At 52.9% G+C, this 21,709-nt stretch carries 18 protein-coding genes; 8 read left to right on the top strand and 10 right to left on the bottom strand.

Annotated features, from left to right (window positions below):
* Nucleotides 1–9 precede the first annotated feature (9 nt).
* The 3 genes from AC6I8N_RS20000 (at nucleotide 10) to AC6I8N_RS20010 (ending at nucleotide 4,211) form a co-directional block, all read left to right on the top strand.
* A complete protein-coding gene (locus AC6I8N_RS20000; RefSeq protein WP_497829755.1) occupies nucleotides 10–945 on the top strand; it encodes a quinone oxidoreductase family protein in 936 nt (311 codons plus the stop codon).
* Between the two features lie 84 nt (nucleotides 946–1,029).
* Nucleotides 1,030–2,409 carry a nucleobase:cation symporter-2 family protein gene (locus AC6I8N_RS20005; RefSeq protein WP_208724437.1) on the top strand — a complete coding sequence of 460 codons (1,380 nt, stop codon included), beginning with the start codon at nucleotides 1,030–1,032 and terminating at the stop codon, nucleotides 2,407–2,409.
* A gap of 119 nt (nucleotides 2,410–2,528) precedes the next feature.
* Nucleotides 2,529–4,211 (top strand): AsmA family protein, encoded by a 1,683-nt coding sequence (locus AC6I8N_RS20010; RefSeq protein ID WP_497829756.1) that lies wholly within the window; start codon nucleotides 2,529–2,531, stop codon nucleotides 4,209–4,211.
* Nucleotides 4,212–4,314: 103 nt separating this feature from the next.
* Here AC6I8N_RS20010 and fabY read toward each other — a convergent pair whose 3' ends face one another.
* The 5 genes from fabY to typA form a co-directional block, all read right to left on the bottom strand.
* Nucleotides 4,315–5,262, bottom strand: a complete 948-nt coding sequence (gene fabY, locus AC6I8N_RS20015; protein ID WP_021186441.1) for a fatty acid biosynthesis protein FabY — start codon at nucleotides 5,260–5,262, stop codon at nucleotides 4,315–4,317.
* 59 nt (nucleotides 5,263–5,321) lie between these two features.
* A complete protein-coding gene (gene dtd / locus AC6I8N_RS20020) occupies nucleotides 5,322–5,759 on the bottom strand; it encodes a D-aminoacyl-tRNA deacylase (RefSeq protein WP_021186440.1) in 438 nt (145 codons plus the stop codon).
* Nucleotides 5,756–6,625 carry a virulence factor BrkB family protein gene (locus tag AC6I8N_RS20025; RefSeq protein WP_021186439.1) on the bottom strand — a complete coding sequence of 290 codons (870 nt, stop codon included), beginning with the start codon at nucleotides 6,623–6,625 and terminating at the stop codon, nucleotides 5,756–5,758. Before AC6I8N_RS20025 ends, dtd begins: the two co-directional genes overlap by 4 nt.
* A 3-nt stretch (nucleotides 6,626–6,628) precedes the next feature.
* Nucleotides 6,629–7,225 carry a glucose-1-phosphatase gene (yihX, locus tag AC6I8N_RS20030; RefSeq protein WP_021186438.1) on the bottom strand — a complete coding sequence of 199 codons (597 nt, stop codon included), beginning with the start codon at nucleotides 7,223–7,225 and terminating at the stop codon, nucleotides 6,629–6,631.
* Nucleotides 7,226–7,449: 224 nt separating this feature from the next.
* Nucleotides 7,450–9,270 (bottom strand): ribosome-dependent GTPase TypA, encoded by a 1,821-nt coding sequence (gene typA, locus AC6I8N_RS20035; RefSeq protein WP_021186437.1) that lies wholly within the window; start codon nucleotides 9,268–9,270, stop codon nucleotides 7,450–7,452.
* A gap of 444 nt (nucleotides 9,271–9,714) precedes the next feature.
* On the opposite strand from typA, the gene glnA reads away from it, so the two are divergent.
* From glnA to AC6I8N_RS20055, 4 genes are all read left to right on the top strand, one after another.
* Nucleotides 9,715–11,124: a glutamate--ammonia ligase gene (gene glnA, locus AC6I8N_RS20040; RefSeq protein ID WP_013511064.1), complete on the top strand. Its 1,410-nt coding sequence runs from the start codon at nucleotides 9,715–9,717 to the stop codon at nucleotides 11,122–11,124.
* A gap of 260 nt (nucleotides 11,125–11,384) precedes the next feature.
* Complete coding sequence (gene glnL, locus AC6I8N_RS20045) at nucleotides 11,385–12,434, top strand: nitrogen regulation protein NR(II) (RefSeq protein ID WP_013511065.1); 1,050 nt, start codon at nucleotides 11,385–11,387, stop codon at nucleotides 12,432–12,434.
* A 7-nt stretch (nucleotides 12,435–12,441) separates the two neighbouring features.
* Nucleotides 12,442–13,851, top strand: a complete 1,410-nt coding sequence (gene glnG, locus AC6I8N_RS20050) for a nitrogen regulation protein NR(I) (RefSeq protein ID WP_013511066.1) — start codon at nucleotides 12,442–12,444, stop codon at nucleotides 13,849–13,851.
* A 99-nt stretch (nucleotides 13,852–13,950) separates the two neighbouring features.
* The gene (locus tag AC6I8N_RS20055) at nucleotides 13,951–14,076 is read left to right on the top strand and encodes a YshB family small membrane protein (RefSeq protein WP_021186435.1); all 126 of its coding nucleotides are present in this window, start codon (nucleotides 13,951–13,953) and stop codon (nucleotides 14,074–14,076) included.
* A gap of 31 nt (nucleotides 14,077–14,107) precedes the next feature.
* Here the strand turns inward: AC6I8N_RS20055 and hemN are convergent, their stop codons facing one another.
* On the bottom strand, nucleotides 14,108–15,481 hold the full coding sequence (hemN, locus tag AC6I8N_RS20060; protein ID WP_497829757.1) for an oxygen-independent coproporphyrinogen III oxidase: 1,374 nt from the start codon (nucleotides 15,479–15,481) through the stop codon (nucleotides 14,108–14,110).
* A 236-nt stretch (nucleotides 15,482–15,717) separates the two neighbouring features.
* Nucleotides 15,718–16,236, bottom strand: a complete 519-nt coding sequence (gene yihI / locus AC6I8N_RS20065) for a Der GTPase-activating protein YihI (protein ID WP_497829758.1) — start codon at nucleotides 16,234–16,236, stop codon at nucleotides 15,718–15,720.
* Between the two features lie 621 nt (nucleotides 16,237–16,857).
* Between yihI and yihA the strand changes: the two genes are divergently transcribed.
* On the top strand, nucleotides 16,858–17,496 hold the full coding sequence (yihA, locus tag AC6I8N_RS20070; RefSeq protein WP_021186432.1) for a ribosome biogenesis GTP-binding protein YihA/YsxC: 639 nt from the start codon (nucleotides 16,858–16,860) through the stop codon (nucleotides 17,494–17,496).
* An 88-nt stretch (nucleotides 17,497–17,584) separates the two neighbouring features.
* Here the strand turns inward: yihA and spfP are convergent, their stop codons facing one another.
* The 3 genes from spfP to dsbA all read right to left on the bottom strand — a co-directional run bounded on the left by spfP (nucleotide 17,585) and on the right by dsbA (nucleotide 21,693).
* A complete protein-coding gene (spfP, locus tag AC6I8N_RS20075) occupies nucleotides 17,585–17,632 on the bottom strand; it encodes a small protein SpfP (protein ID WP_071892919.1) in 48 nt (15 codons plus the stop codon).
* A 276-nt stretch (nucleotides 17,633–17,908) separates the two neighbouring features.
* Complete coding sequence (polA, locus tag AC6I8N_RS20080) at nucleotides 17,909–20,695, bottom strand: DNA polymerase I (RefSeq protein WP_497829759.1); 2,787 nt, start codon at nucleotides 20,693–20,695, stop codon at nucleotides 17,909–17,911.
* A gap of 368 nt (nucleotides 20,696–21,063) precedes the next feature.
* The gene (dsbA, locus tag AC6I8N_RS20085) at nucleotides 21,064–21,693 is read right to left on the bottom strand and encodes a thiol:disulfide interchange protein DsbA (RefSeq protein WP_021186430.1); all 630 of its coding nucleotides are present in this window, start codon (nucleotides 21,691–21,693) and stop codon (nucleotides 21,064–21,066) included.
* Nucleotides 21,694–21,709: the final 16 nt, after the last annotated feature.

The following is a 21,709-nucleotide window of genomic DNA, read 5'->3' on the forward strand; positions in this document are numbered from 1 at the left end:
GGTGAAAACATGAAAGCAGCAATAGTTTCCGCAGCAGGCGAACTGCCGGTATACAGCGATTTCCCTGAACCTCAAGCCGATGACCACCAGGTTGTGGTCACAGTCAAAGCCGCCGCCATTAGCCAGTTGGCGAAGGCGCGTGCCGCAGGTACCCATTACAGCTCGGCCACGCACTATCCGTTTATTACCGGGATCGATGGCACCGGTTATCTCAACAATGGCGACCCGGTGTACTTCCTGGCATTTAACGCCCCCTGGGGAAGTATGGCGGAAAAAACACGGGTGCCCACCGAGGCTATCGTACCGCTACCGAAAACGCTCGATCCGGTGCTGGCTGCTGCACTTGCCAATCCGGGTATGTCCTCGTGGGCGGCTTTAACGCGTCGCGCACGTTTGCTACAAGGCGAAACTGTGCTAATCAATGGCGCAACCGGGACATCAGGTGGACTGGCAGTGCGTATCGCGCGTCATCTTGGTGCCGGAAAAATTATTGCCACCGGACGCAACCGTGCGGTACTGGAACAACTTCACACCCAGGGGGCAGATATTACGCTGACCCTTGATGCGTTACCGACCGCTCTGCCCGCGCTGATGGCTGAAGGCATTGATGTGGTGCTGGATTATCTGTGGGGCCAGAGCGCGCTCGATATCATGCAGGCGGCGGTGGCCGGTGGTGAGAAGGTGGTCCGTTTTGTGCAAATTGGTTCCCTCAGCGGCCAGGAGATCTCATTGCACAGCAAGTTACTGCGCTCCTCTGGACTGACCCTAATGGGCAGCGGCCTCGGTAGCGTATCCAATAGCGAACTGGTGGCTTGTATCGGCGAGCTACTGACAGCCGCAGCGCAAAGCGATTTTTCGATTCCCTTCCAGATGCGACCACTGAGTGAAGTCCATAGCGCCTGGGGTGAAGACGATAGCCGTTGCCGTACGGTATTTACGCTCTGAGGTGGTGAGGGGCATTGCAAACGTTTGCTTTCATTCGGCATCGGTTTAAAATCGCCCCCTTTGTTGTGATTGAGAACGTCCACCATGTCCGTCGATACCGCTGAACCCCGCCAGCCTGCCAATGCGGCAAAAAGTGAATTGATTTACCGTCTTGAAGATCGCCCACCGTTGCCACAAACACTGTTTGCTGCCTGCCAGCATCTGCTGGCGATGTTTGTCGCGGTAATTACCCCCGCGCTGCTGATTTGTCAGGCGCTGGGCCTGCCGGCACAGGACACCCAGCACATTATTAGCATGTCGCTGTTTGCCTCTGGCGTCGCATCGATTCTGCAAATCAAAACCTGGGGACCGGTCGGTTCCGGGCTGCTGTCAATTCAGGGCACCAGTTTTAACTTTGTCAGCCCGTTGATTATGGGTGGCATGGCGCTGAAAAATGGAGGGGCCGATATTCCCACCATGATGGCAGCGCTGTTTGGAACGCTGATGGTCGCCTCCTGCACCGAGATGGTGCTGTCCCGCGTGCTGCATCTGGCTCGTCGCATTATCACGCCGCTGGTTTCTGGCATTGTGGTGATGATCATCGGTTTGTCGCTGATTCAGGTTGGGCTAACCTCCATCGGCGGTGGTTTTGCAGCCATGAACGATCACAGTTTTGGCGCACCGAAAAACCTGCTGCTGGCTGGCGCGGTGTTGTTGGTGATTATTCTGCTCAACCGTCAGCGTAATCCTTATTTGCGTGTCGCCTCGCTGGTGATCGCTATGGCCGTTGGCTATTTGTTGGCATGGGCGTTAGGTATGCTGCCGGAAAATACCACCCCGACCAATCAGGCGCTGGTTTCGGTGCCATCACCGCTCTACTACGGCCTTGGTTTTGACTGGAATCTGCTGATTCCGTTGATGTTGGTCTTTATGGTGACCTCCCTGGAAACCATCGGCGATATTACCGCCACCTCTGACGTTTCTGAGCAACCGGTGAGCGGCCCGCTGTATATGAAACGCCTGAAAGGGGGCGTGCTGGCCAATGGTCTTAACTCTTTTGTATCCGCATTGTTCAATACGTTTCCAAACTCCTGTTTTGGCCAGAATAATGGCGTGATCCAGCTGACCGGTGTGGCCAGCCGCTATGTGGGCTTTGTAGTGGCACTGATGTTGATTGTGCTCGGGTTGTTCCCGGCGGTCAGCGGATTTGTGCAGCACATTCCTGAACCGGTACTGGGCGGCGCAACGATAGTGATGTTTGGTACGATCGCGGCTTCCGGGGTACGCATCGTTTCTCGCGAGCCATTGAATCGCCGCGCGATTATGATTATCGCGCTGTCGCTGGCTGTTGGCCTTGGTGTTTCTCAGCAGCCACTGATTCTGCAATTCGCCCCAGACTGGCTGAAAACCCTGCTTTCATCAGGCATTGCCGCTGGCGGAATCACCGCTATCGTGCTCAATCTCGTCTTCCCCCAGGAAAAGTAATACTCACGGCAGGCTGAGGCCTGCCTGATATTTATCCGCTTTTACATCCAGGCTGTTGAGCTGTAACGGTAATTCAGGCATAACAACCTCTTACCGGATAAAAGATCGGGATGGATGCAATGAAATTTCTAGGCAAATTTTTCCTTACCTTACTGCTGCTAATTCTGCTGGCGCTGGTCATCCTGTATGTGTTGCTGCAAACACAGTGGGGTGCAGGCTGGTTTAGCCGTTGGGTGAGTGATAAAACCGACTGGCATCTTTCCCTCAGTAAAATCGAACACAACTTCTCTTCCCCTTCACATATCGTCCTCGATGACTTTAGCTTTGGGCACGATGGTCAACCGGCCGTGCTGGTCGCGAAACGCGTTGATCTCGGGCTGGCGTTGGTACAGTTCAGCGATCCACTGCACTTTAGCAGCATCGAATTGCGTGACGGCGAAGTGAATCTGGCTAACCTGACCCCGGATAACGCGCTGCCGCTTCAGGCCAACCGTTTGCAGCTCAACAATATGCGCATTGATAGTCCGGGCAGTGCGTTACCGATGTTTGCCCGCAAGGTGAACGGTGGCATTTTACCGTGGAAGCCAACTGCCAATGATATGTTGGGTAGCGATGCGCAGTTTCAGATGAGCGCGGGTGAGATGACCCTGGATGGTGTGAAGGGAAATAACGTGTTGCTGCAAGGTAATGTGGCACAACATCGTCTGGTGCTGAGTAATATTGGGGCCGATCTGGCGCGTGGATCGATGACCGGTGATGCCGAACGTGATGCGCAGGGCAACTGGAAGATTAACCAGTTGCGCCTCAATGATATCCGCCTGCAAACCCATAAAGATCTGCTCGATTTCCTCAACCCGATCAGTGATGTGCCCTCGGTGACAATTAATCGCCTGGATATGACTGATGCACGTTTGCAAGGGCCGGATTGGGCGGTCACTGACCTCGATTTAACCCTGAAGAATTTCACCTGGCGCGGTAATGACTGGCAGAGCGAAGACGGTTCTCTGGCGATGAATGCCGGGAATTTTATTAACGGTACCTTTGAACTGAATGACCCCATCGTGAATGCCGACTTCTCAACGCAGGGCATCGCGCTGACGCAGTTCAGTTCCCGCTGGGCCAATGGCGTCATCCGTGCCAGCGGTAACTGGACGCGCAGTGATAAACGCCTGACGCTGGATGAACTGGCGGTAGCCGGACTGGAATATACCCTGCCGCAGAACTGGCGCGACCGCTGGCAACAGAGCTTACCAACGTGGCTCGACAGCGTACTGGTGAAACGTGTGACCGCCAACCGCAACCTGATTATTGATATCAATCCGGCGTTTCCATTCCAGATGACGGCACTGGATGGCAGCGGTGAAAACCTGCTGCTGGCCCGACAGCAGCAATGGGGGTTCTGGGCCGGTAAAGCCAGTTTTAACGCCGCCGAGGCGACCTTTAACCGTACTGATTTACGTCATCCGTCAATTAGCTTCAGCGCAGATGATCAACAGATTCAGGTCAATGAACTGAGTGCCTTTAATGGCAGCGGTTTACTGGAGGGGACGGCTACGGTCAACCAGCAGCCGCAACGTGCGTTGACGCTGCATCTGAAAGGCCAGGCGGTCCCGGCAAATATCCTGCAAAATTGGGGCTGGCCAGCGTTGCCGTTGAACGGAAATAGCAATTTATTGTTGCAGGTGAACGGTTCGCTGAACGCAGCGTCACCACTACGTCCAAGCGTCAATGGCAATCTGTCGGTAACAACCGATACCCAGTCGGTGCAACAGACCATGCATGACGGGCAGGTTCAGCCGTAAACACGCTAACCACACCCTGTAGCGGCGCGATTTATCGCGCGGTTTTCACGGCGTTCAAAACCCGCGCGATAAATCGCGCCGCTACGGTGTATGCAAGATTTAATTAATCAATCCGCGCGCCAGAGCCACCCTCTTCCAGTGCCCCCTGGGAATCGGCAGGTAAAACGATATATACCCCTTCAAACACCGCCCCCAGCTCATCGTCACCAAACAGTTCAACCTCCATCTGCACCCGCGCTTTACGCCCGCGCGCCAGACGATCGAGATCGCCACTCAACGAACCGAGATCGGCAATCGCCCCCGGCCGGCCACTAATCGGTTTGCTGTAACGAATGTGCGCATCGGCAAGAATAATGGTGCCGCCCAGATGACGCTCGCGCAGCAGCAGCCAGATCAACCCCCAACCGGTCAGCGTCGCCAGTGAGAACAGACTACCGGCAAATAACGTATGGTGTGGGTTTTGGTTGCCGGTTTCCGGCATGGTGGTGACAAACTTCTGCCCGGTATATTGCAGAATTCGCACGCCCATTTTTTCACTTAACGGGATATGCTCATACCATGCCTGCTGGAGCTGCCCGCACCAGTCGGCGCGGTGCAGGATATCATCGAGCGTCACCACCGGTTTAATCATCAGGAAATGGCGTACCGGAGTGGTTTGCGGCGCGGTGATCTCCCCCTGATTGACATACCCCAGCTTGGCAAAGAATTCGACGGCATCTTCACGCGCGCTACAGGTCACGCGTTTTGCCCCTTCCTGGCGCGCCACTGATTCCAGCGTCATCGCCACCAATGTACCCAAGCCTTTACCCTGGACTGACGGGTGAACGGCAAGGAAGCGGATAGCCGCTTCATTTTCAGCATTAATGTATAACCGCCCGACAGCGACCGGCTTGCCCTGTTCGTCCACCACCATTTGATGATGGGCCAACGCATCCCATGCATCACGCTCGGAACCCTGCGGCTGCCGCAATGGTTTTCGTAACATTTCCCAACGGAACTGATAGTACATATCCAGTTCTTCAGCGGTTTGCGGTACGCGAAGATGATACATAAAGTGATTCTCTCGTTCGGAGCTTACGTGGCTGATCCCTTGCCGCTCGGCTGAAAATCTCACACCTGCAACCAAAAGGTCACCGGACCATCGTTAACCAGCTCAACCTGCATATCGGCGGCAAAGCGGCCATTGGCGGTAGATACGCCCTGCTCACGGCAGCAGGCGCTGAAATATTCATAGAGACGTTCAGCTTCTGCCGGTTCAGCGCCGCCAGAGAAGGAGGGTCTCATGCCTTTTTGGGTATCAGCAGCCAGCGTAAACTGCGACACTACCAGCACGCTGCCACCTGCCTGCTGTACGTTAAGGTTCATCTTGTCGTTCTCATCAGCAAAAATGCGATAGCCCAGAACGCGCTCACACAACCGTTGTGCTTTTTTCTCATCGTCGCCCTTTTCAACACCCAGCAACACCAGCAAACCGGCACCAATTTCCCCTACCACCGCGTTGTCGACGCTGACACTGGCGCGACTGACGCGTTGAATCAAAGCAATCATGTTTCCTCTCGTTCTTTTTCTCGTTCACGCAGTTTTAATTGACGATAGTCATCCAGCGTGACGGTAATTTCTGCCCCTAACAACACAATACACCAGGTCCAGTAAACCCACAGGAACAGAATCGGGATTACGGCCAACACCCCGTAAATCAACTGATACGAGGGAAACATCGTAACATAGAGCGCAAAGCCTTTTTTGCCCAGCTCAAACAGCAGGCCCGCAACAACTGCGCCCACCAGCGCGTCGCGTCCGGGAACGCGGCGGGTAGGTACAATGCTGTACAGCAACCAGAAAGCGAGAATCGAGAGCAAGAGAGGAAAGACGCGTAGCACCTGCTCGATCAGGCTGTTGACACCAGAGGTGCTCACCCAGCGCAGCGACAGCAGGTAGGAGCTGATCGCCAGACTCGCTCCCGCCAGCAGTGGACCAAGGGTGAGAATCATCCAGTAGACCGCGAACGAGTACACCATTGGCCGTTTTTTATCACTGCGCCAGATAACGTTCAACGCACTGTCTACCGAATGCATCAACAATAGCGCGGTGACGATCAGGCTTACAGCGCCCACGGCGGTCATCTTATTGACGTTGGCGACGAACTGTTCCAGATAGCGCTGAATGGTGTTGCCTGCCGCTGGCATAAAATTGGTAAAAATGAAGTTTTTGAGCTGCACGCTAATATCGGAGAACACCGGGAAGGCGGCAAACAGCGCAAAGACCACGGCAATCAGGGGCACCAGTGCCAACAATGAGACGTAGGCCAGGTTACCTGCCTGTGTCGTCATGTTGTCTTCATCAATGCGCCGCCACAGCAGTTTGACCCACAGGAAAAAGGCATGCCAGGAGTGGCGCAAATGGCGCAGGTACATCACTCAGCGATGACTCGCGAACCAGGCTGGCACGGTTTTGCTGTCGGTAACCAACACACTTTCAATGCCGAGCGCACGAGCGGCCTCGATATTGGGCGGGTTATCATCGAAAAATACCGCCTGGTCAGCCGTAAAGCCTTCGTTATCCAGCACGAACTGATAGATGCGGGCTTCGGGTTTACGCATACCAATATCCTGCGACATGTAGAGTTTATCGGCAGCCTGTTGGACCTCGGGAAATTGCGACGGCCAGAACTCAAAGTGCAACTGGTTAGTATTGGAGAGGATCACCACCCGGTGTCCATCTGCACGCAGCTGGTTCATCAGCGCCAGCGTCTCTGGGCGTACATCGATAAACACGGCATGCCAGCCTGCGGTGAATTGTTCATAACTCAGCGCCACATCGAGCTGCTCACATATCCGGGCAGCAAACTCCGGGTCGCTTATTTCGCCGCGTTCGTGTTGTTCGAAGGCTTCATCCATGCGGAAACGGCTTTGTAGCGTTGCCAGCGGCACTCGCCCCAGGTCACTCCAGACGCCAAGTACCCGGTTAAAATCGATATCAACAATCACATTGCCTAAATCAAAGATGTAGAGCATGACGCCTCCTTTATATTCCCTGGATCATTCACTCTAGCGGCAAATGCGAAGGCTGAACAGGCGGGGTGGCGGGGAAATGCCCGATCTGGAAGCGGGCGCACTCTTCTCTTTTTCAGCTCGCACGCGGGTTACATGCAGAATTGGCCTTGCACATTTATCAGACAATTGCCCGACACTCAGGCAAAAAAAAGCCCCGCATTGCGGGGCTTTCTCTATATGTTCGCTTAGTCTTTGCTGCCGCGAGACGCACGCTTACGGTCGTTCTCGGTCAGGTGACGTTTACGAATACGGATTGACTGTGGAGTTACTTCTACCAGTTCGTCGTCATCGATGAACTCGATAGCCTGCTCCAGCGTCATTTTCACTGGCGGAACCAGAGTGGTCGCTTCGTCGGTACCTGACGCACGCATGTTGGTCAGTTTTTTACCGGTCAGGCAGTTTACGGTCAGGTCGTTAGAACGGCTGTGAATACCGATGATCTGGCCTTCATAAACTTCTGCACCGTGGCCGAGGAACAGCTTACCGCGATCCTGCAAACCGAACAGGGCGAAGGCTACCGCTTTACCCTGACCGTTAGAGATCAGTACGCCGTTCTGACGCTGACCCACTTCGCCCGGACGCACGTCGTCGTAGTGACTGAAGGTGGAGTACAGCAGACCGGTACCTGAAGTCATGGTCATGAATTCGTTACGGAAGCCGATCAGGCCACGGCTTGGGATCACGTAGTCAAGGCGCACACGGCCTTTACCATCTGGATCCATGTTTTTCATGTCGCCTTTACGCTCACCCATCGCCATCATCACAGAACCCTGGTGGGTTTCTTCGATGTCGAGGGTAACGTTTTCGAACGGCTCTTGTTTACGGCCTTCGAACTCACGGAAGATTACTTTCGGACGGGATACCGCCAGCTCGTAGCCTTCACGACGCATGTTTTCGATCAGTACGGACAGGTGCAGTTCACCACGACCTGAAACGCGGAAGGCGTCAGCATCAGCGGTTTCTTCAACGCGCAGCGCAACGTTGTGTACCAGTTCTTTGTTCAGACGCTCCAGAATCTGGCGCGAGGTCACGTACTTACCTTCTTTACCGCAGAACGGTGAGGTGTTGACGTTGAAGAACATGGTTACTGTCGGCTCGTCCACGCTCAGGGCTGGCAGCGCTTCCACATTCTGCGGATCACAGATGGTGTCAGAGATGTTCAGCTCACCAAGACCGGTGATCGCGATGATGTCGCCCGCTTCTGCCAGGTCGCTTTCGATACGTTCCAGACCGAGGTGGCCCAGCACTTTACCGACTTTACCGTTACGGGTTTTGCCTTCGCTGTCGATGATCGTAACTTGCTGGTTCGGCTTCACTTTACCGCGTTTGATGCGGCCGATACCGATAACACCCAGGTAGTTGTTGTAGTCCAGCTGAGAGATCTGCATCTGCAACGGCGCTTCTACTTCAACCTGCGGCGGAGAAACACGGTCAACAATCGCCTGATACAGCGGGGTCATGTCGTCGGCCATGTCGTTGTGATCCAGACCTGCGATACCATTCAGCGCAGAAGCGTAAATGATCGGGAAGTCCAGCTGTTCGTCAGTCGCATCAAGGTTAACGAACAGGTCAAATACCTGGTCAACCACCCAGTCCGGACGCGCGCCAGGACGGTCAACTTTGTTGATAACAACAATCGGCTTCAGGCCGTGAGCAAAGGCTTTTTTGGTTACGAAGCGAGTTTGCGGCATCGGGCCATCCATCGCATCGACAACCAGCAGCACCGAGTCCACCATGGACATCACGCGCTCAACTTCACCACCGAAGTCGGCGTGTCCCGGGGTATCAACGATGTTGATACGATAGTCATTCCATTTGATGGCGGTGTTTTTCGCGAGGATGGTGATTCCACGCTCTTTCTCCAAATCGTTGGAGTCCATTACGCGCTCAGTCGCTTCGGTACGGGCGTCAAAAGTACCGGACTGTTGCAGCAGTTTATCAACCAGGGTGGTCTTACCGTGGTCAACGTGCGCGATGATGGCGATGTTACGCAAATTTTCGGTCACAGCTTTGCCTCAGGCATTATAGAAATAGAAATAACGCGCTATTGTACACGGATTAAGCGGAAGACTGAACATGATCACAGATTTCGCCTAAAGTTTCTTACAGCGCTGGTTTTTAGCACCAATTGCGGTGCATTAATCTGCACTGCGATGGCATTTTGCACTGAAATGGTGCTTTTATTTGCCATAAAGGCACCATATCGGTGCATCAAATCCATCCTGGTGCAGTCACCGACTCACGACAGGGCGCATCACAGCACGATTTTATCCGCTGTAATAAAGTTGGCACAGAATTCGCTTTGGTATTCTCAAGCGAAAACGACAGTTGCACAACGGTTGAAGAGCTTGCCGAGATCTTTGGTTAGGAGATGTCAGAACCCATGACACATTCCAGGCAACGAAGTTCTCTCACCACGACGACAATGACAATTTCCAGGAGAGTTGAGTATGTCCGCTGAACACGTTCTCTCGATGATGAACGAGCACGAAGTTAAGTTTGTTGACCTGCGTTTTACCGATACCAAAGGTAAAGAACAGCACGTTACTATCCCTGCTCACCAGGTTAACGCTGACTTCTTCGAAGAAGGCAAAATGTTCGATGGCTCCTCCATCGGTGGCTGGAAAGGCATTAACGAATCAGACATGGTACTGATGCCGGACGCAACCACTGCCGTTCTGGACCCGTTCTTCGAAGATCCGACGCTGATCATCCGTTGTGACATCCTTGAGCCAGGCACCATGCAGGGCTACGATCGCGACCCGCGTTCTATCGCCAAGCGCGCAGAAGACTTCCTGCGTTCTTCTGGTATCGCTGATACCGTTCTGTTCGGACCTGAGCCGGAATTCTTCCTGTTCGATGACATCCGTTTCGGTTCTTCAACTTCTGGTTCACACGTTGCTATCGACGATATCGAAGCAGCATGGAACACCGGTAAAGAATACGAAGGCGGCAACAAAGGCCACCGTCCGGCCATCAAAGGTGGTTACTTCCCGGTTCCGCCGGTTGACTCAGCTCAGGACATCCGTTCTGCTATGTGTCTGACCATGGAGCAGATGGGTCTGGTGGTTGAAGCTCATCACCACGAAGTGGCAACTGCTGGTCAGAACGAAGTGGCAACCCGCTTCAACACCATGACCAAAAAAGCTGACGAAATTCAGATCTACAAATACGTTGTTCACAACGTTGCTCACGCTTACGGCAAAACTGCAACCTTCATGCCGAAGCCGATGTTCGGTGACAACGGTTCAGGTATGCACTGCCACATGTCTCTGTCTAAAGGCGGCGTGAACCTGTTCTCTGGCGACAAATACGGCGGCCTGTCTGAAACTGCTCTGTTCTACATCGGCGGTATCATCAAGCACGCTAAAGCCATCAACGCCCTGGCTAACCCGACCACCAACTCTTACAAGCGTCTGGTCCCAGGCTACGAAGCTCCGGTAATGCTGGCTTACTCTGCCCGTAACCGTTCTGCTTCAATCCGTATCCCGGTTGTTGCCAGCCCGAAAGCACGTCGTATTGAAGCGCGCTTCCCGGACCCGGCTGCTAACCCGTACCTGGCATTCACCGCGCTGCTGATGGCTGGCCTCGACGGCATCATCAACAAGATCCACCCGGGCGATGCAATGGACAAAAACCTGTATGACCTGCCGCCGGAAGAAGAAGCTGAGATTCCAAAAGTGGCTGGTTCACTGGAAGAAGCGCTGAACTGCCTGAACGAAGACCGCGAGTTCCTGACCCGTGGTGGCGTGTTCACCGACGACGCTATCGACGCGTACATCGAACTGCGTAAGTCTGAAAACGACCGCGTTCGCATGACTCCGCACCCGGTAGAGTTCGAGCTGTACTACAGCGTGTAATTAATTAAATATTCCGCGGATTTCGTGTTGCAGCAAGGCGGCAGCCGAATGGATCCCGGGGAGCTGAGATAGCTCAGTGACCCGGGTGAGTGAGGGCAGCCAACGCGGCTGCGGCACGAAAGACGCTGAAGATTTTTTGTTGCCGTGGAAACTTTCAGCCCATCTTCGGATGGGCTTTTTTCTCCACGAATTCATCGTTCAAATTACGGTTTTTACAACCAAAGGCTATAATGCACTAAATTAGTGCAGAGGAACGCTGTATGGCAACTGGCACGCTGCCCGATGCGGGGCAGATTCTCAACTCCCTGATAAACAGTATTTTGCTGGTTGATAATGAATTAGTTATTCATTACGCCAATCCGGCGGCACAGCAATTACTGGCGCAGAGTTCACGGAAATTATTTGGCACGCCGTTACCTGAATTAACCGGCTATTTTTCGCTGAATATTGAGGTTATGCGCGAGAGTCTTGAGGCCGGCCAGGGCTTTACAGACAGCGAAGTGACCTTAGTGGTGGATGGCCGCGCGCATATTATGTCGCTCACGGCGCAACGTCTGCCTGATGGCTTAATTTTGCTGGAAATGGCGCCGATGGATAATCAACGCCGCCTCAGTCAGGAACAAATTCAGCATGCTCAGCAGGTCGCCGCCCGCGATTTAGTACGTGGTCTGGCACATGAAATTAAAAACCCGCTGGGGGGTTTGCGTGGTGCCGCGCAATTACTATCTCGCGCCCTACCCGACCCTTCGCTGAATGAATATACCAAGGTCATTATTGAGCAAGCCGATCGACTGAGAAATCTGGTAGATCGTTTGCTTGGCCCTCAGCAGCCTGGTTTGCATGTCACTCAAAGCATTCATCAGGTGGCTGAACGCGTGGTCAATCTGGTGTCGATGGAGTTGCCGGATAACGTTTCGCTGGTGCGTGATTACGACCCCAGCCTGCCGGAGTTGCCACACGACCCGGATCAAATCGAACAAGTTCTGCTGAATGTAGTACGCAACGCGCTTCAGGCGTTGGGTGAAGAAGGCGGCACAATTATTATCCGCACCCGCACCGCGTTCCAGTTAACGCTGCATGGTGTGCGATATCGCCTGGTGGCACGCATTGATATTGAAGATGACGGCCCAGGCATTCCGGCTCAACTGCAGGATACGCTGTTCTATCCGATGGTGAGTGGGCGCGAAGGCGGCACCGGTTTAGGTCTGTCGATTGCCCGCAGTCTGATCGATCAGCATTCAGGAAAAATAGAATTTAACAGTTGGCCTGGTCACACCGAATTCTCGGTTTACCTGCCTATTCGCCAGTGAGGTTTCTATGCAACGAGGGATAGTCTGGATCGTCGATGACGATAGCTCCATCCGCTGGGTGCTTGAACGTGCGCTCACTGGAGCCGGTTTGAGCTGTGCAACGTTTGACAGCGGCAACGAGGTGCTGGAAGCGCTCTCGACCAAAACCCCAGATGTTTTACTGTCAGATATTCGTATGCCAGGCATGGACGGATTGGCATTGCTGAAACAAATCAAACAGCGCCATCCGATGCTGCCGGTCATCATTATGACGGCGCACTCCGATCTGGATGCCGCCGTCAGTGCTTATCAGCAGGGTGCTTTTGATTACCTGCCAAAGCCATTTGATATTGATGAAGCGGTCGCGTTGGTAGAACGCGCCATCAGCCACTATCAGGAGCAGCAGCAGCCGCGCAATCAACCGGTAAGCGGCCCGACGACCGATATTATCGGTGAAGCGCCAGCGATGCAGGATGTGTTTCGCATTATTGGCCGTCTGTCGCGTTCTTCTATCAGCGTGCTGATTAACGGTGAATCCGGGACCGGTAAAGAACTGGTGGCGCATGCCCTGCATCGCCATAGCCCGCGCGCTAAAGCCCCCTTTATCGCGCTGAACATGGCGGCGATTCCCAAAGATTTGATTGAGTCTGAGCTGTTTGGTCATGAGAAAGGCGCATTTACCGGTGCCAATCAGATTCGTCAGGGACGTTTTGAGCAAGCTGATGGTGGTACGCTGTTCCTTGATGAGATCGGCGATATGCCGCTCGACGTGCAAACCCGCCTGCTGCGCGTGCTGGCCGATGGTCAGTTCTACCGTGTTGGCGGTTATGCGCCAGTTAAAGTGGATGTGCGTATCATCGCCGCAACCCACCAAAACCTGGAAATGCGCGTACAGGAAGGCAAATTCCGTGAAGACTTATTCCATCGTCTCAACGTAATTCGTGTTCATCTGCCACCGCTGCGTGAACGTCGTGAAGATATTCCGCGCCTGGCCCGCTACTTCCTGCAAGTTGCTGCACGCGAACTGGGTGTAGAGGCGAAAATTTTGCACCCGGAAACCGAAGCGGCGCTGACGCGTTTGCATTGGTCCGGTAACGTGCGCCAGCTGGAAAATACCTGTCGCTGGCTGACCGTGATGGCTGCGGGCCAGGAAGTACTGATTCAGGATCTGCCCGCTGAACTGTTTGAATCCAGTACGCCGGAAAGTCCGGTGCAGTCGCTGCCGGATAGCTGGGCCACCTTACTGGCACAATGGGCGGATCGTGCACTGCGCTCCGGTCATCAAAACCTGCTATCTGAGGCACAGCCGGAGATGGAGCGCACCCTGCTCACAACCGCTTTGCGTCATACGCAGGGACATAAACAGGAAGCGGCGCGTTTGCTTGGCTGGGGACGTAATACCCTGACACGTAAACTGAAAGAGCTGGGCATGGAGTAAGTGTAAAAAGCGGGCTTATTGCACGATTTTTATGCTCACCCCATCTGTACAGACCGGTGCCGTTCAGTATCATACGGGCGGCAATCGGGAGAAGAGAACATGTTCCAGTCAGTCATCCAGGTGATCACGCATAACATCGCGGCGATCGGCAACGCGGCCAGCCATTCACCGCAAACGGCCATTGCTGCTGTGATGTGCGCCATTACCGTGAGTCTGTTCAGTTAATACAAAGGGAGCCTTGGCTCCCTTTGTCGTTTTAAATCACCCGCGAAAACTGCTGCTGGCGCGCTTTCTGCCGCAGATACGCATCAAAGCACATGCAGATATTACGGATCAGCAGGCGGCCCACACCAGTGATGCGCAATCCCCTTTCATGCTGTTCCAGTAAACCATCCGCCACCAGCGGTGCCAACAGTTGCAAATCCTCAGCAAAATAGCGCCTGAAGGCGATCGGCCACTGCGCCTCAATAGCCGCGTAATCCAGTGCGAAGTTACAAATCAGCGCCTTAATAACATCACGACGCAGGCAATCATCGTCACTAAGGGTCAGGCCGCGCCATAGCGCGTTACCTTGCTCCTCCACGCTGGCGTACCAGGTTTTTAACTCTTTATGGTTCTGCGCGTAACTGTCGCCGATCATACTTATTGCCGACACCCCCAGCCCCAGCAAGTCCGTCTCACCCTGCGTGGTATATCCCTGAAAATTACGGTGCAATTTGCCAGCACGCTGCGCCACCGCCAGTTCGTCGTCCGGCCGGGCGAAGTGATCCATACCAATGAACTGATAGCCTTCACCGGTTAACGTGGCAATGGTCTGCTGCAAAATTTCCAGCTTTTGCGTAGCACTAGGTAGCTCATCATCTTTGATCTTGCGTTGGGCGGCGAATAACGCGGGCAGATGCGCGTAATTAAATACGCTGAGACGATCAGGGTTGAGGTCGATAACGCGTTGCAAGGTAAATGCAAAACTCTCTGGCGTTTGCAGGGGCAATCCGTAGATAAGGTCGATACTGACCGAGCGAAAACCCTGCTCACGCGCACGTTGCACCAGCGCAAAGATCATTGCCTCATCCTGCACGCGATTGACCTTCTCCTGCACCGCTTTATTGAAATCCTGTACGCCCATGCTAAGGCGGTTGAAACCCAGCGCGCCCAGATGATCGATCATCTCCAGCTCAATTTCGCGCGGATCAATCTCGATCGACATTTCGATATCATCAGCAAGGAGAAAATGGCTGCGCAACAGGCCCACCAGCCGGCTTACCTGCTGTTGATTAAGGAACGTAGGCGTGCCCCCGCCCCAGTGCAGCTGGGTGACGCTACGCCCGGCAAACAGCGGTGCACGCTGACGGATTTCCTGCTCCAGCACATCAAGGTAACGGTCCGCTTTATGCAGCTGACGCGTGACGATTTTATTGCAACCGCAGAAGTAGCACAGGCGATGGCAAAACGGGATATGCACATAAAGTGAGAGAGGACGTTCGGGATAGCGAGCCACCGCTTGCTGAAAATCGGCTTCGCCAAAATTCTCACTGAATTCCAGCGCAGTAGGATAGGAGGTGTAGCGTGGACCGGCGTAATTATACTTTTCTATTAGCCGCTGATCCCATTCAATCTGCTGCGATGACATGCTCACTCCTTACGGTGACGTCGTCTGAAGGCGGGTCGCGAAGCAGAAGAGTGAACAGGGTGACGAGCAGAAACCCGGCGTAAACGCGACTTCAGGCGCGACAGACGGCGTAGTTTAAACAATAAGCTGATGAGATAACATGCCAGCAGCAGCGCTAAAATTGATCCAGGCCAAAACATCGGTCAATACCTGTTTAGCGTGGCATGCGCACATACGCATGCCGATCAAAAATGCCCTTATTTGCCTTTCAGCAGGCGCATCATGTCTTCTTCCGCCTGCTCATCATCTTCAGCGTCATCATCCAACGCGATACCGAGCGTTTCCATCAGCTCATCGATACGGTCCAGCGTTTCATCCAGCCAGGCCTGCTCTTCACCGCTCAGCGTTTCACCGCTTTCCAGACGATCCAGCAATGTATCCAGACGCTCATCATTCTCCAGCTTTGCCAGCTCTTCCTGCGGTGTGAGGCGAGCTTTTTCCGCTTTTGCTTTAGGAGCCGGTTTTTTCACGACTGAAGTTTGTCCTTCCGCCACCAGGGCAATCGGTTTTTTGCTGCCCAGACGCGGATCCTGGGCAGTTTTGCCCTGACCTTTTCCTGCGGCCTGTTTTTCCGGATTCGCCCGGCTACCCGCAGCATGGCCACGGTGCTTTTTGTCGCGTTTACGGTCGCGCGCTTCAAGATTCAAATCTTCACGCGATTTACGTTTCGCTTTCGCGGCCGGTTTGCCGCGGGGGGATTGTGCAGGTTGCTTCATGGTGTTGGGTCTCGGCAATTTTTAATCAGTATATACCCGTCATATTACGGACTGGTGAGGTGAGTGCGCTTTTCGCCTTCCCGCAGCCCGAATGATTTAAGGTATAGAATTGCGGCGAAATCTAGCAGAAAGCAGACAAAGAAAAAAGGCGACAGCCAATGCTGTCGCCTTATTTCGCACCTTCATACGAAGGAAACACGAGATAAATCCATTAATGGCTCACAACGTCCCGGTTTTTCCCTCGCCAAATCGCTCCTGCGAATTTCCCTGTCCTTGTCCGATTCGTTCCTGAATCGAGTCCTGCCTGCTCTTCGTCCCCCCTGACGCTCCTGAGCACATCATCTGATGCGTGCGGCCTTGCACTGACTCCAAATGTAGACCAATAGGTAAAATGAACAAGTAAGACGCTTCTCTTATTTATAGTGAAAATGCCACGAATTTTATTAATTCATTGAAATTAAAAAATAAACATTCATAACCTAGTAACGAGAAACGTTAATGACTGGCAGCACTTATCGCATATCTCTTACAAAATGGCGCGCAAAGACGCCATCGGGCACTTTTGCGCCATAACAGGTATACTCTGCGCAATTGCGTGAATCATTTTGCTGGAGTTTTACTTTGTCTGCTTTGAACTATCACATCACCCATTTCGTTCTCAGTGCCCCGGATATTCGTCACTTGCCTTCAGATACAGGCATTGAAGTTGCCTTTGCCGGTCGCTCGAATGCAGGCAAATCCAGTGCGCTGAATACCCTGACCAACCAAAAAAGCCTGGCGCGTACCAGTAAAACGCCGGGTCGCACCCAACTGATCAACCTGTTTGAGGTGGTGGAAGGCAAACGTCTGGTGGATTTACCCGGTTATGGTTACGCCGAAGTCCCTGAGGAGATGAAGCGCAAATGGCAACGCGCGCTGGGGGAATATCTACAAAAACGTCAGGCGTTGAAGGGGTTGGTGGTGCTGATGGATATTCGTCATCCACTGAAAGACCTAGACCAACAGATGATTGAATGGGCGGTGCAGAGTCAGATCCCGGTTTTAGTGTTGCTGACCAAAGCTGACAAGCTGGCTTCTGGCGCACGTAAAGCACAACTGAATATGGTACGCGAAGCGTCGCTGGCTTTTCAGGGGGATGTGCAGGTCGAAATGTTTTCGTCCCTGAAGAAGCTGGGTGTCGATAAACTGCGTCAAAAACTGGATAACTGGTTCAGTGAACTGGAACCGGCACAGGAAGATGACACCCCGCCCTCTGCATAACGCGTCTCTGCGGGTGTAATGACCCGCATTTTCAGATAAACGCCCAATAAAAAACGCCCCAGTCATAAATGACTGGGGCGGCTAATATTCAGCCAAATCCGATTACGTGAAGTAAAAGGTCTGAAAGATAGAACATCTTACCTCTGTACCCTACGCGAGAAACTTTACCTGATTTTTCCTGACCCACAAAGGATTTTTTGTTGTTTAGTTTCAGGAATCGACATCTTTTTTACCAGGTTCGTCACAAAAACGCGCATCCGATGTAGTTTAATTACCAAAAAAATGCTTAGACGTTAAGCAGTTACAAAACGCGCATTTTACAGACCGCTTTACCGGCTTGCTGAACCGATTAAGTAAACTTTTTTCTTATGACATTGTCATAAGCGGCTTTTCACCGCTTATGAGGTGTGACTTAGTGTGCCTGGTCCCAGTTTTCGCCGGTACCGACCTCAACCTGCAACGGAACGTCCAACTTCATGCTGCTCTCCATCAATTGACGGATCTTGTCGCTGGCGCTGTCCACCGCGTCCTGATGAATCTCAAACACCAATTCATCGTGCACCTGCATGATCATTTTGACGTTGTCGTCATTTTGTTGCAGTAACCAACCATCCACCGCAATCATCGCACGCTTGATAATATCCGCCGCCGTTCCCTGCATCGGGGCGTTGATCGCCGCACGCTCTGCTGCTTTACGGCGAATCGCGTTGCTGGAGGTGATGTCCGGCAGCCACAGGCGGCGACCATCCAGGGTCTCAACATAGCCTTTCTCCGCCGCCAGCTCCCGTGTCTCTTCCATGTAACGCAATACGCCCGGATAGCGTTCAAAGTAGAGATCCATATACTTTTTCGCTTCACCGGCACCGATATTCAGCTGCCGCGACAAGCCAAATGCACTCATCCCGTAGATCAAACCAAAGTTGATCGCTTTCGCGCTACGGCGCTGTTCACCAGAAACCTTACTCAGCGCCACTCCAAACACTTCTGCTGCGGTAGCACGGTGAATGTCCTCCCCTTGCGCAAAAGCGTCCAGCAGCCCCTTATCCTGCGACAGATGCGCCATAATACGCAGCTCAATCTGTGAGTAGTCCGCCGCGACAATGCGCTTATCCGGTCCGGCAATAAACGCCTGGCGAATACGCCGTCCTTCATCGTTGCGTACCGGGATATTTTGCAGGTTGGGATCGGTGGATGACAAACGACCGGTTGCCGTAACCGCCTGGTGGTATGAAGTGTGCACTCGACCGGTGACCGGGTTGATCATCAGCGGCAATTTATCGGTATAAGTTGATTTCAACTTCGACAAACCACGATGTTCCAGTATCACCTTCGGCAACGGATAATCGAGCGCCAACTCCGCCAACACTTCTTCACTGGTTGATGGCGCGCCACCCGGGGTTTTCTTCGTCGGTTTGATCCCCTGCTTTTCAAACAGAATGGTTTGCAACTGTTTGGTTGAAGAGAGGTTGAACGGCTCACCCGCCAGCTCGTGCGCTTGCTGCTCCAGCTCAGCCAGACGTGTTGTTAGCTCCTGGGAATGTTTTGCCAGGATGTTCTGATCAATTAACACGCCATTGCGTTCTACACGGGAGATCACCTTCAGCAGCGGCATCTCGATCTCTGTGAAGACTTTTTTCGGACCCGCTTCTTTCTCCAGCTCCGGCCACATTTTCAGATGCAACTGCAAGGTGACATCCGCATCTTCTGCGGCGTAATGCCCTGCCTGCTCGATGGCAATCTGGTTAAAGGTCAGTTGATTTTTACCTTTCCCGGCAATCTCTTCAAAGGTAACGGTTTTATGATTCAGCCAGCGCGCTGCGAGGCTGTCCATATCGTGCTTCCCACCCACGCTGTTCAGACAATATGACTCCAGCATGGTGTCGTATTTAATACCGTTCAGCTCGATGTCATAGTTCTTCAGAACGCCGCGATCGTATTTGAGATTTTGCCCGACTTTGGCGGCGTTGCTGTCTTCCAGCAAAGGTTTCAGTTGAGCCAGTACTTCAGCTCTGTCCAGCTGATCAGGAGCATCAAGATAATCATGGGCCACCGGCAGATAGGCTGCTTCACCCGGGGCAACGGCAAAGGCGATACCCACAATGTTGGCACTCAGGGTATCCAGCGAATCGGTTTCCAGATCGAAAGCAAACAGCTCGCTTGTTTTCAGCTTGTCTAACCAACTCGCAAAGGTATCTTGATCCAGAATGGTGACATAACCATCAGATGACAACACACTCGCCGTTTCAGCTTTGGCCACAGGCTGATCCGGCAGTGCTTGCGGTGCCTGCGCGTTGCCCTTTTTGCCCTGCAACCATTTTCCTTCTTGCAGATCGACCAGCCAGCGCTTGAATTCATACCGGCTGAATAGCGTCTGTAGTACGGCGACATCCGGATCATTCACCGTCAGCTGCTCACAGCCGAGTTCCAGTTCTACGTCGGTTTTAATGGTTGCCAGCTGATAAGAAAGGAATGCCACGTCACGATTCTGTTCCAGTTTCGCCGCCATCGTTTTGGCACCACGAAATGACAGGTCGGCCACTTTTTCCAGGTTGTCATAGATAGACTGCATGCCACCCAGCCCTTGCAGCAGAGCTTGCGCAGTCTTTTCACCCACGCCGGGTACGCCAGGAATGTTATCCGAGCTGTCACCCATCATGGCGAGGAAATCGATAATCAGTGAGGGTGGCACACCATATTTCTGCTCAACCTCTTCTGGCCCGAGCACCGTATTGGTCATGGTGTTGATCAGCGTGATGCCAGGCGTGACCAATTGGGCCATATCCTTATCACCGGTACTGATCAGTACCGCTCGTCCCTGCTTTTCTGCTTCCAGTGCCAGCGTGCCGATGACGTCGTCCGCCTCCACACCGGTTACCGCCAGCAGAGGCAAGCCCATTGCTTTAACCATTTCATGGAGCGGTTCGATCTGCGCACGCAAGTCGTCAGGCATAGGGGGGCGGTGTGACTTGTAGTGCTCGAACAATTCATCGCGGAATGTTTTTCCTTTCGCATCGAAGACCACAGCAACATGGCTGGGTTGATACTGCATCAACAGGCTTTTCAACATGTTGAGAACACCATACATGGCGCCAGTTGGCTCGCCTGCGCTGTTGGTCAGGGGCGGAAAGGCATGATATGCACGGTAGAGATAGGAGGATCCGTCTACCAGAATCAGGGGATTTTCTGCAATGTGCGCCATAAGTTTGATTTTTCTTCGTTGCGATTAAGAGATGTATAAGGATGCCATAACCGGAGACGAATGTTGAATTAGCACCAGAAGATGTGATGCTTTTTCCTCATTACGCGGGGTGGATCGCAGGGATCTTATTGTGGATAACTTTGTGCGTAAATTTCATAACGTATTGTTATTTCCTTTAAACACAAGTAAACACCCAGTAAAAACTGATGTTTTTCATATGGTTATTAAGTTTCCGTGATAGCAAGCATCTTTTTGAAAAGATGATCGTCCATGTGGATATTAACCACAAGGTTTGCAGCAGGAAGGTAAATAAAAGGCTGAGGGATAATTGAAAAACGCCGACATAGCCGGCGTTTTAACTGCTTAAATTAATTCTTCTCGACGAGGAATTTCACTACGTTGGCGTAATCTGCCACGAAATTGTCCATCGAACTGGTATCAAGGCCACCGTTGTTAACCATGTATTTGCCATTGATAAACATCGCCGGTACGCCCTGGAGATTTACATCGGAAGCGGCTTTCTGCTGCTGCGCAACCAGCGCTTTAACCGCAAAGCTGTTCCACGCTGCATCGTAATCTTCAGAGGTAATCCCCGCAGCCTTAATAAAGGTATCTTTCAGGCTAGCCGCATCAGTGACCGTCTGAGTTTTCTGGATACCATCAAAGATTGGAGCCGTGACTTTATCCTCTACCCCCAGCGCCATTGCTACTGCCCACGCGTGCGTCACTACCGGGCCAAAATCACCCCCCAGGAAATCAACGTGATATTTAGTTACTTTAGTGTTGGCAGGCAGATTCTTTTTCACGGCATCGCTGACATGATAAACGCGTTCGAATTGATAGCAATGCGGACAGAAGAAAGAGAAAAACTCCATTACCTGCGGTTCACCGGCGATGGGTTTCGGCAGCGTGACATACTGTTTGCCATCGGTAAATTGTGCCGCGGAGGCGCTAAATGCCAGCATTAAACCTACCAGCGCGAACCAAATCTTTTTCATCGTGAAAAATTCTCCT

It is taken from the genome of Pantoea sp. X-Soil-TKNS-1279, from assembly GCF_059730565.1.

Bases quoted from the DNA above. Each gene is read 5' to 3' on its own strand.
- AC6I8N_RS20000 (WP_497829755.1), top strand. From the start codon at position 10: ATGAAAGCAGCAATAGTTTCCGCAGCAGGCGAACTGCCGGTATACAGC.
- AC6I8N_RS20005 (WP_208724437.1), top strand. From the start codon at position 1,030: ATGTCCGTCGATACCGCTGAACCCCGCCAGCCTGCCAATGCGGCAAAA.
- AC6I8N_RS20010 (WP_497829756.1), top strand. From the start codon at position 2,529: ATGAAATTTCTAGGCAAATTTTTCCTTACCTTACTGCTGCTAATTCTG.
- fabY (WP_021186441.1), bottom strand. From the start codon at position 5,262: ATGTATCATCTTCGCGTACCGCAAACCGCTGAAGAACTGGATATGTAC.
- dtd (WP_021186440.1), bottom strand. From the start codon at position 5,759: ATGATTGCTTTGATTCAACGCGTCAGTCGCGCCAGTGTCAGCGTCGAC.
- AC6I8N_RS20025 (WP_021186439.1), bottom strand. From the start codon at position 6,625: ATGTACCTGCGCCATTTGCGCCACTCCTGGCATGCCTTTTTCCTGTGG.
- yihX (WP_021186438.1), bottom strand. From the start codon at position 7,225: ATGCTCTACATCTTTGATTTAGGCAATGTGATTGTTGATATCGATTTT.
- glnA (WP_013511064.1), top strand. From the start codon at position 9,715: ATGTCCGCTGAACACGTTCTCTCGATGATGAACGAGCACGAAGTTAAG.
- glnL (WP_013511065.1), top strand. From the start codon at position 11,385: ATGGCAACTGGCACGCTGCCCGATGCGGGGCAGATTCTCAACTCCCTG.
- glnG (WP_013511066.1), top strand. From the start codon at position 12,442: ATGCAACGAGGGATAGTCTGGATCGTCGATGACGATAGCTCCATCCGC.
- AC6I8N_RS20055 (WP_021186435.1), top strand. From the start codon at position 13,951: ATGTTCCAGTCAGTCATCCAGGTGATCACGCATAACATCGCGGCGATC.
- hemN (WP_497829757.1), bottom strand. From the start codon at position 15,481: ATGTCATCGCAGCAGATTGAATGGGATCAGCGGCTAATAGAAAAGTAT.
- yihI (WP_497829758.1), bottom strand. From the start codon at position 16,236: ATGAAGCAACCTGCACAATCCCCCCGCGGCAAACCGGCCGCGAAAGCG.
- polA (WP_497829759.1), bottom strand. From the start codon at position 20,695: ATGGCGCACATTGCAGAAAATCCCCTGATTCTGGTAGACGGATCCTCC.
- dsbA (WP_021186430.1), bottom strand. From the start codon at position 21,693: ATGAAAAAGATTTGGTTCGCGCTGGTAGGTTTAATGCTGGCATTTAGC.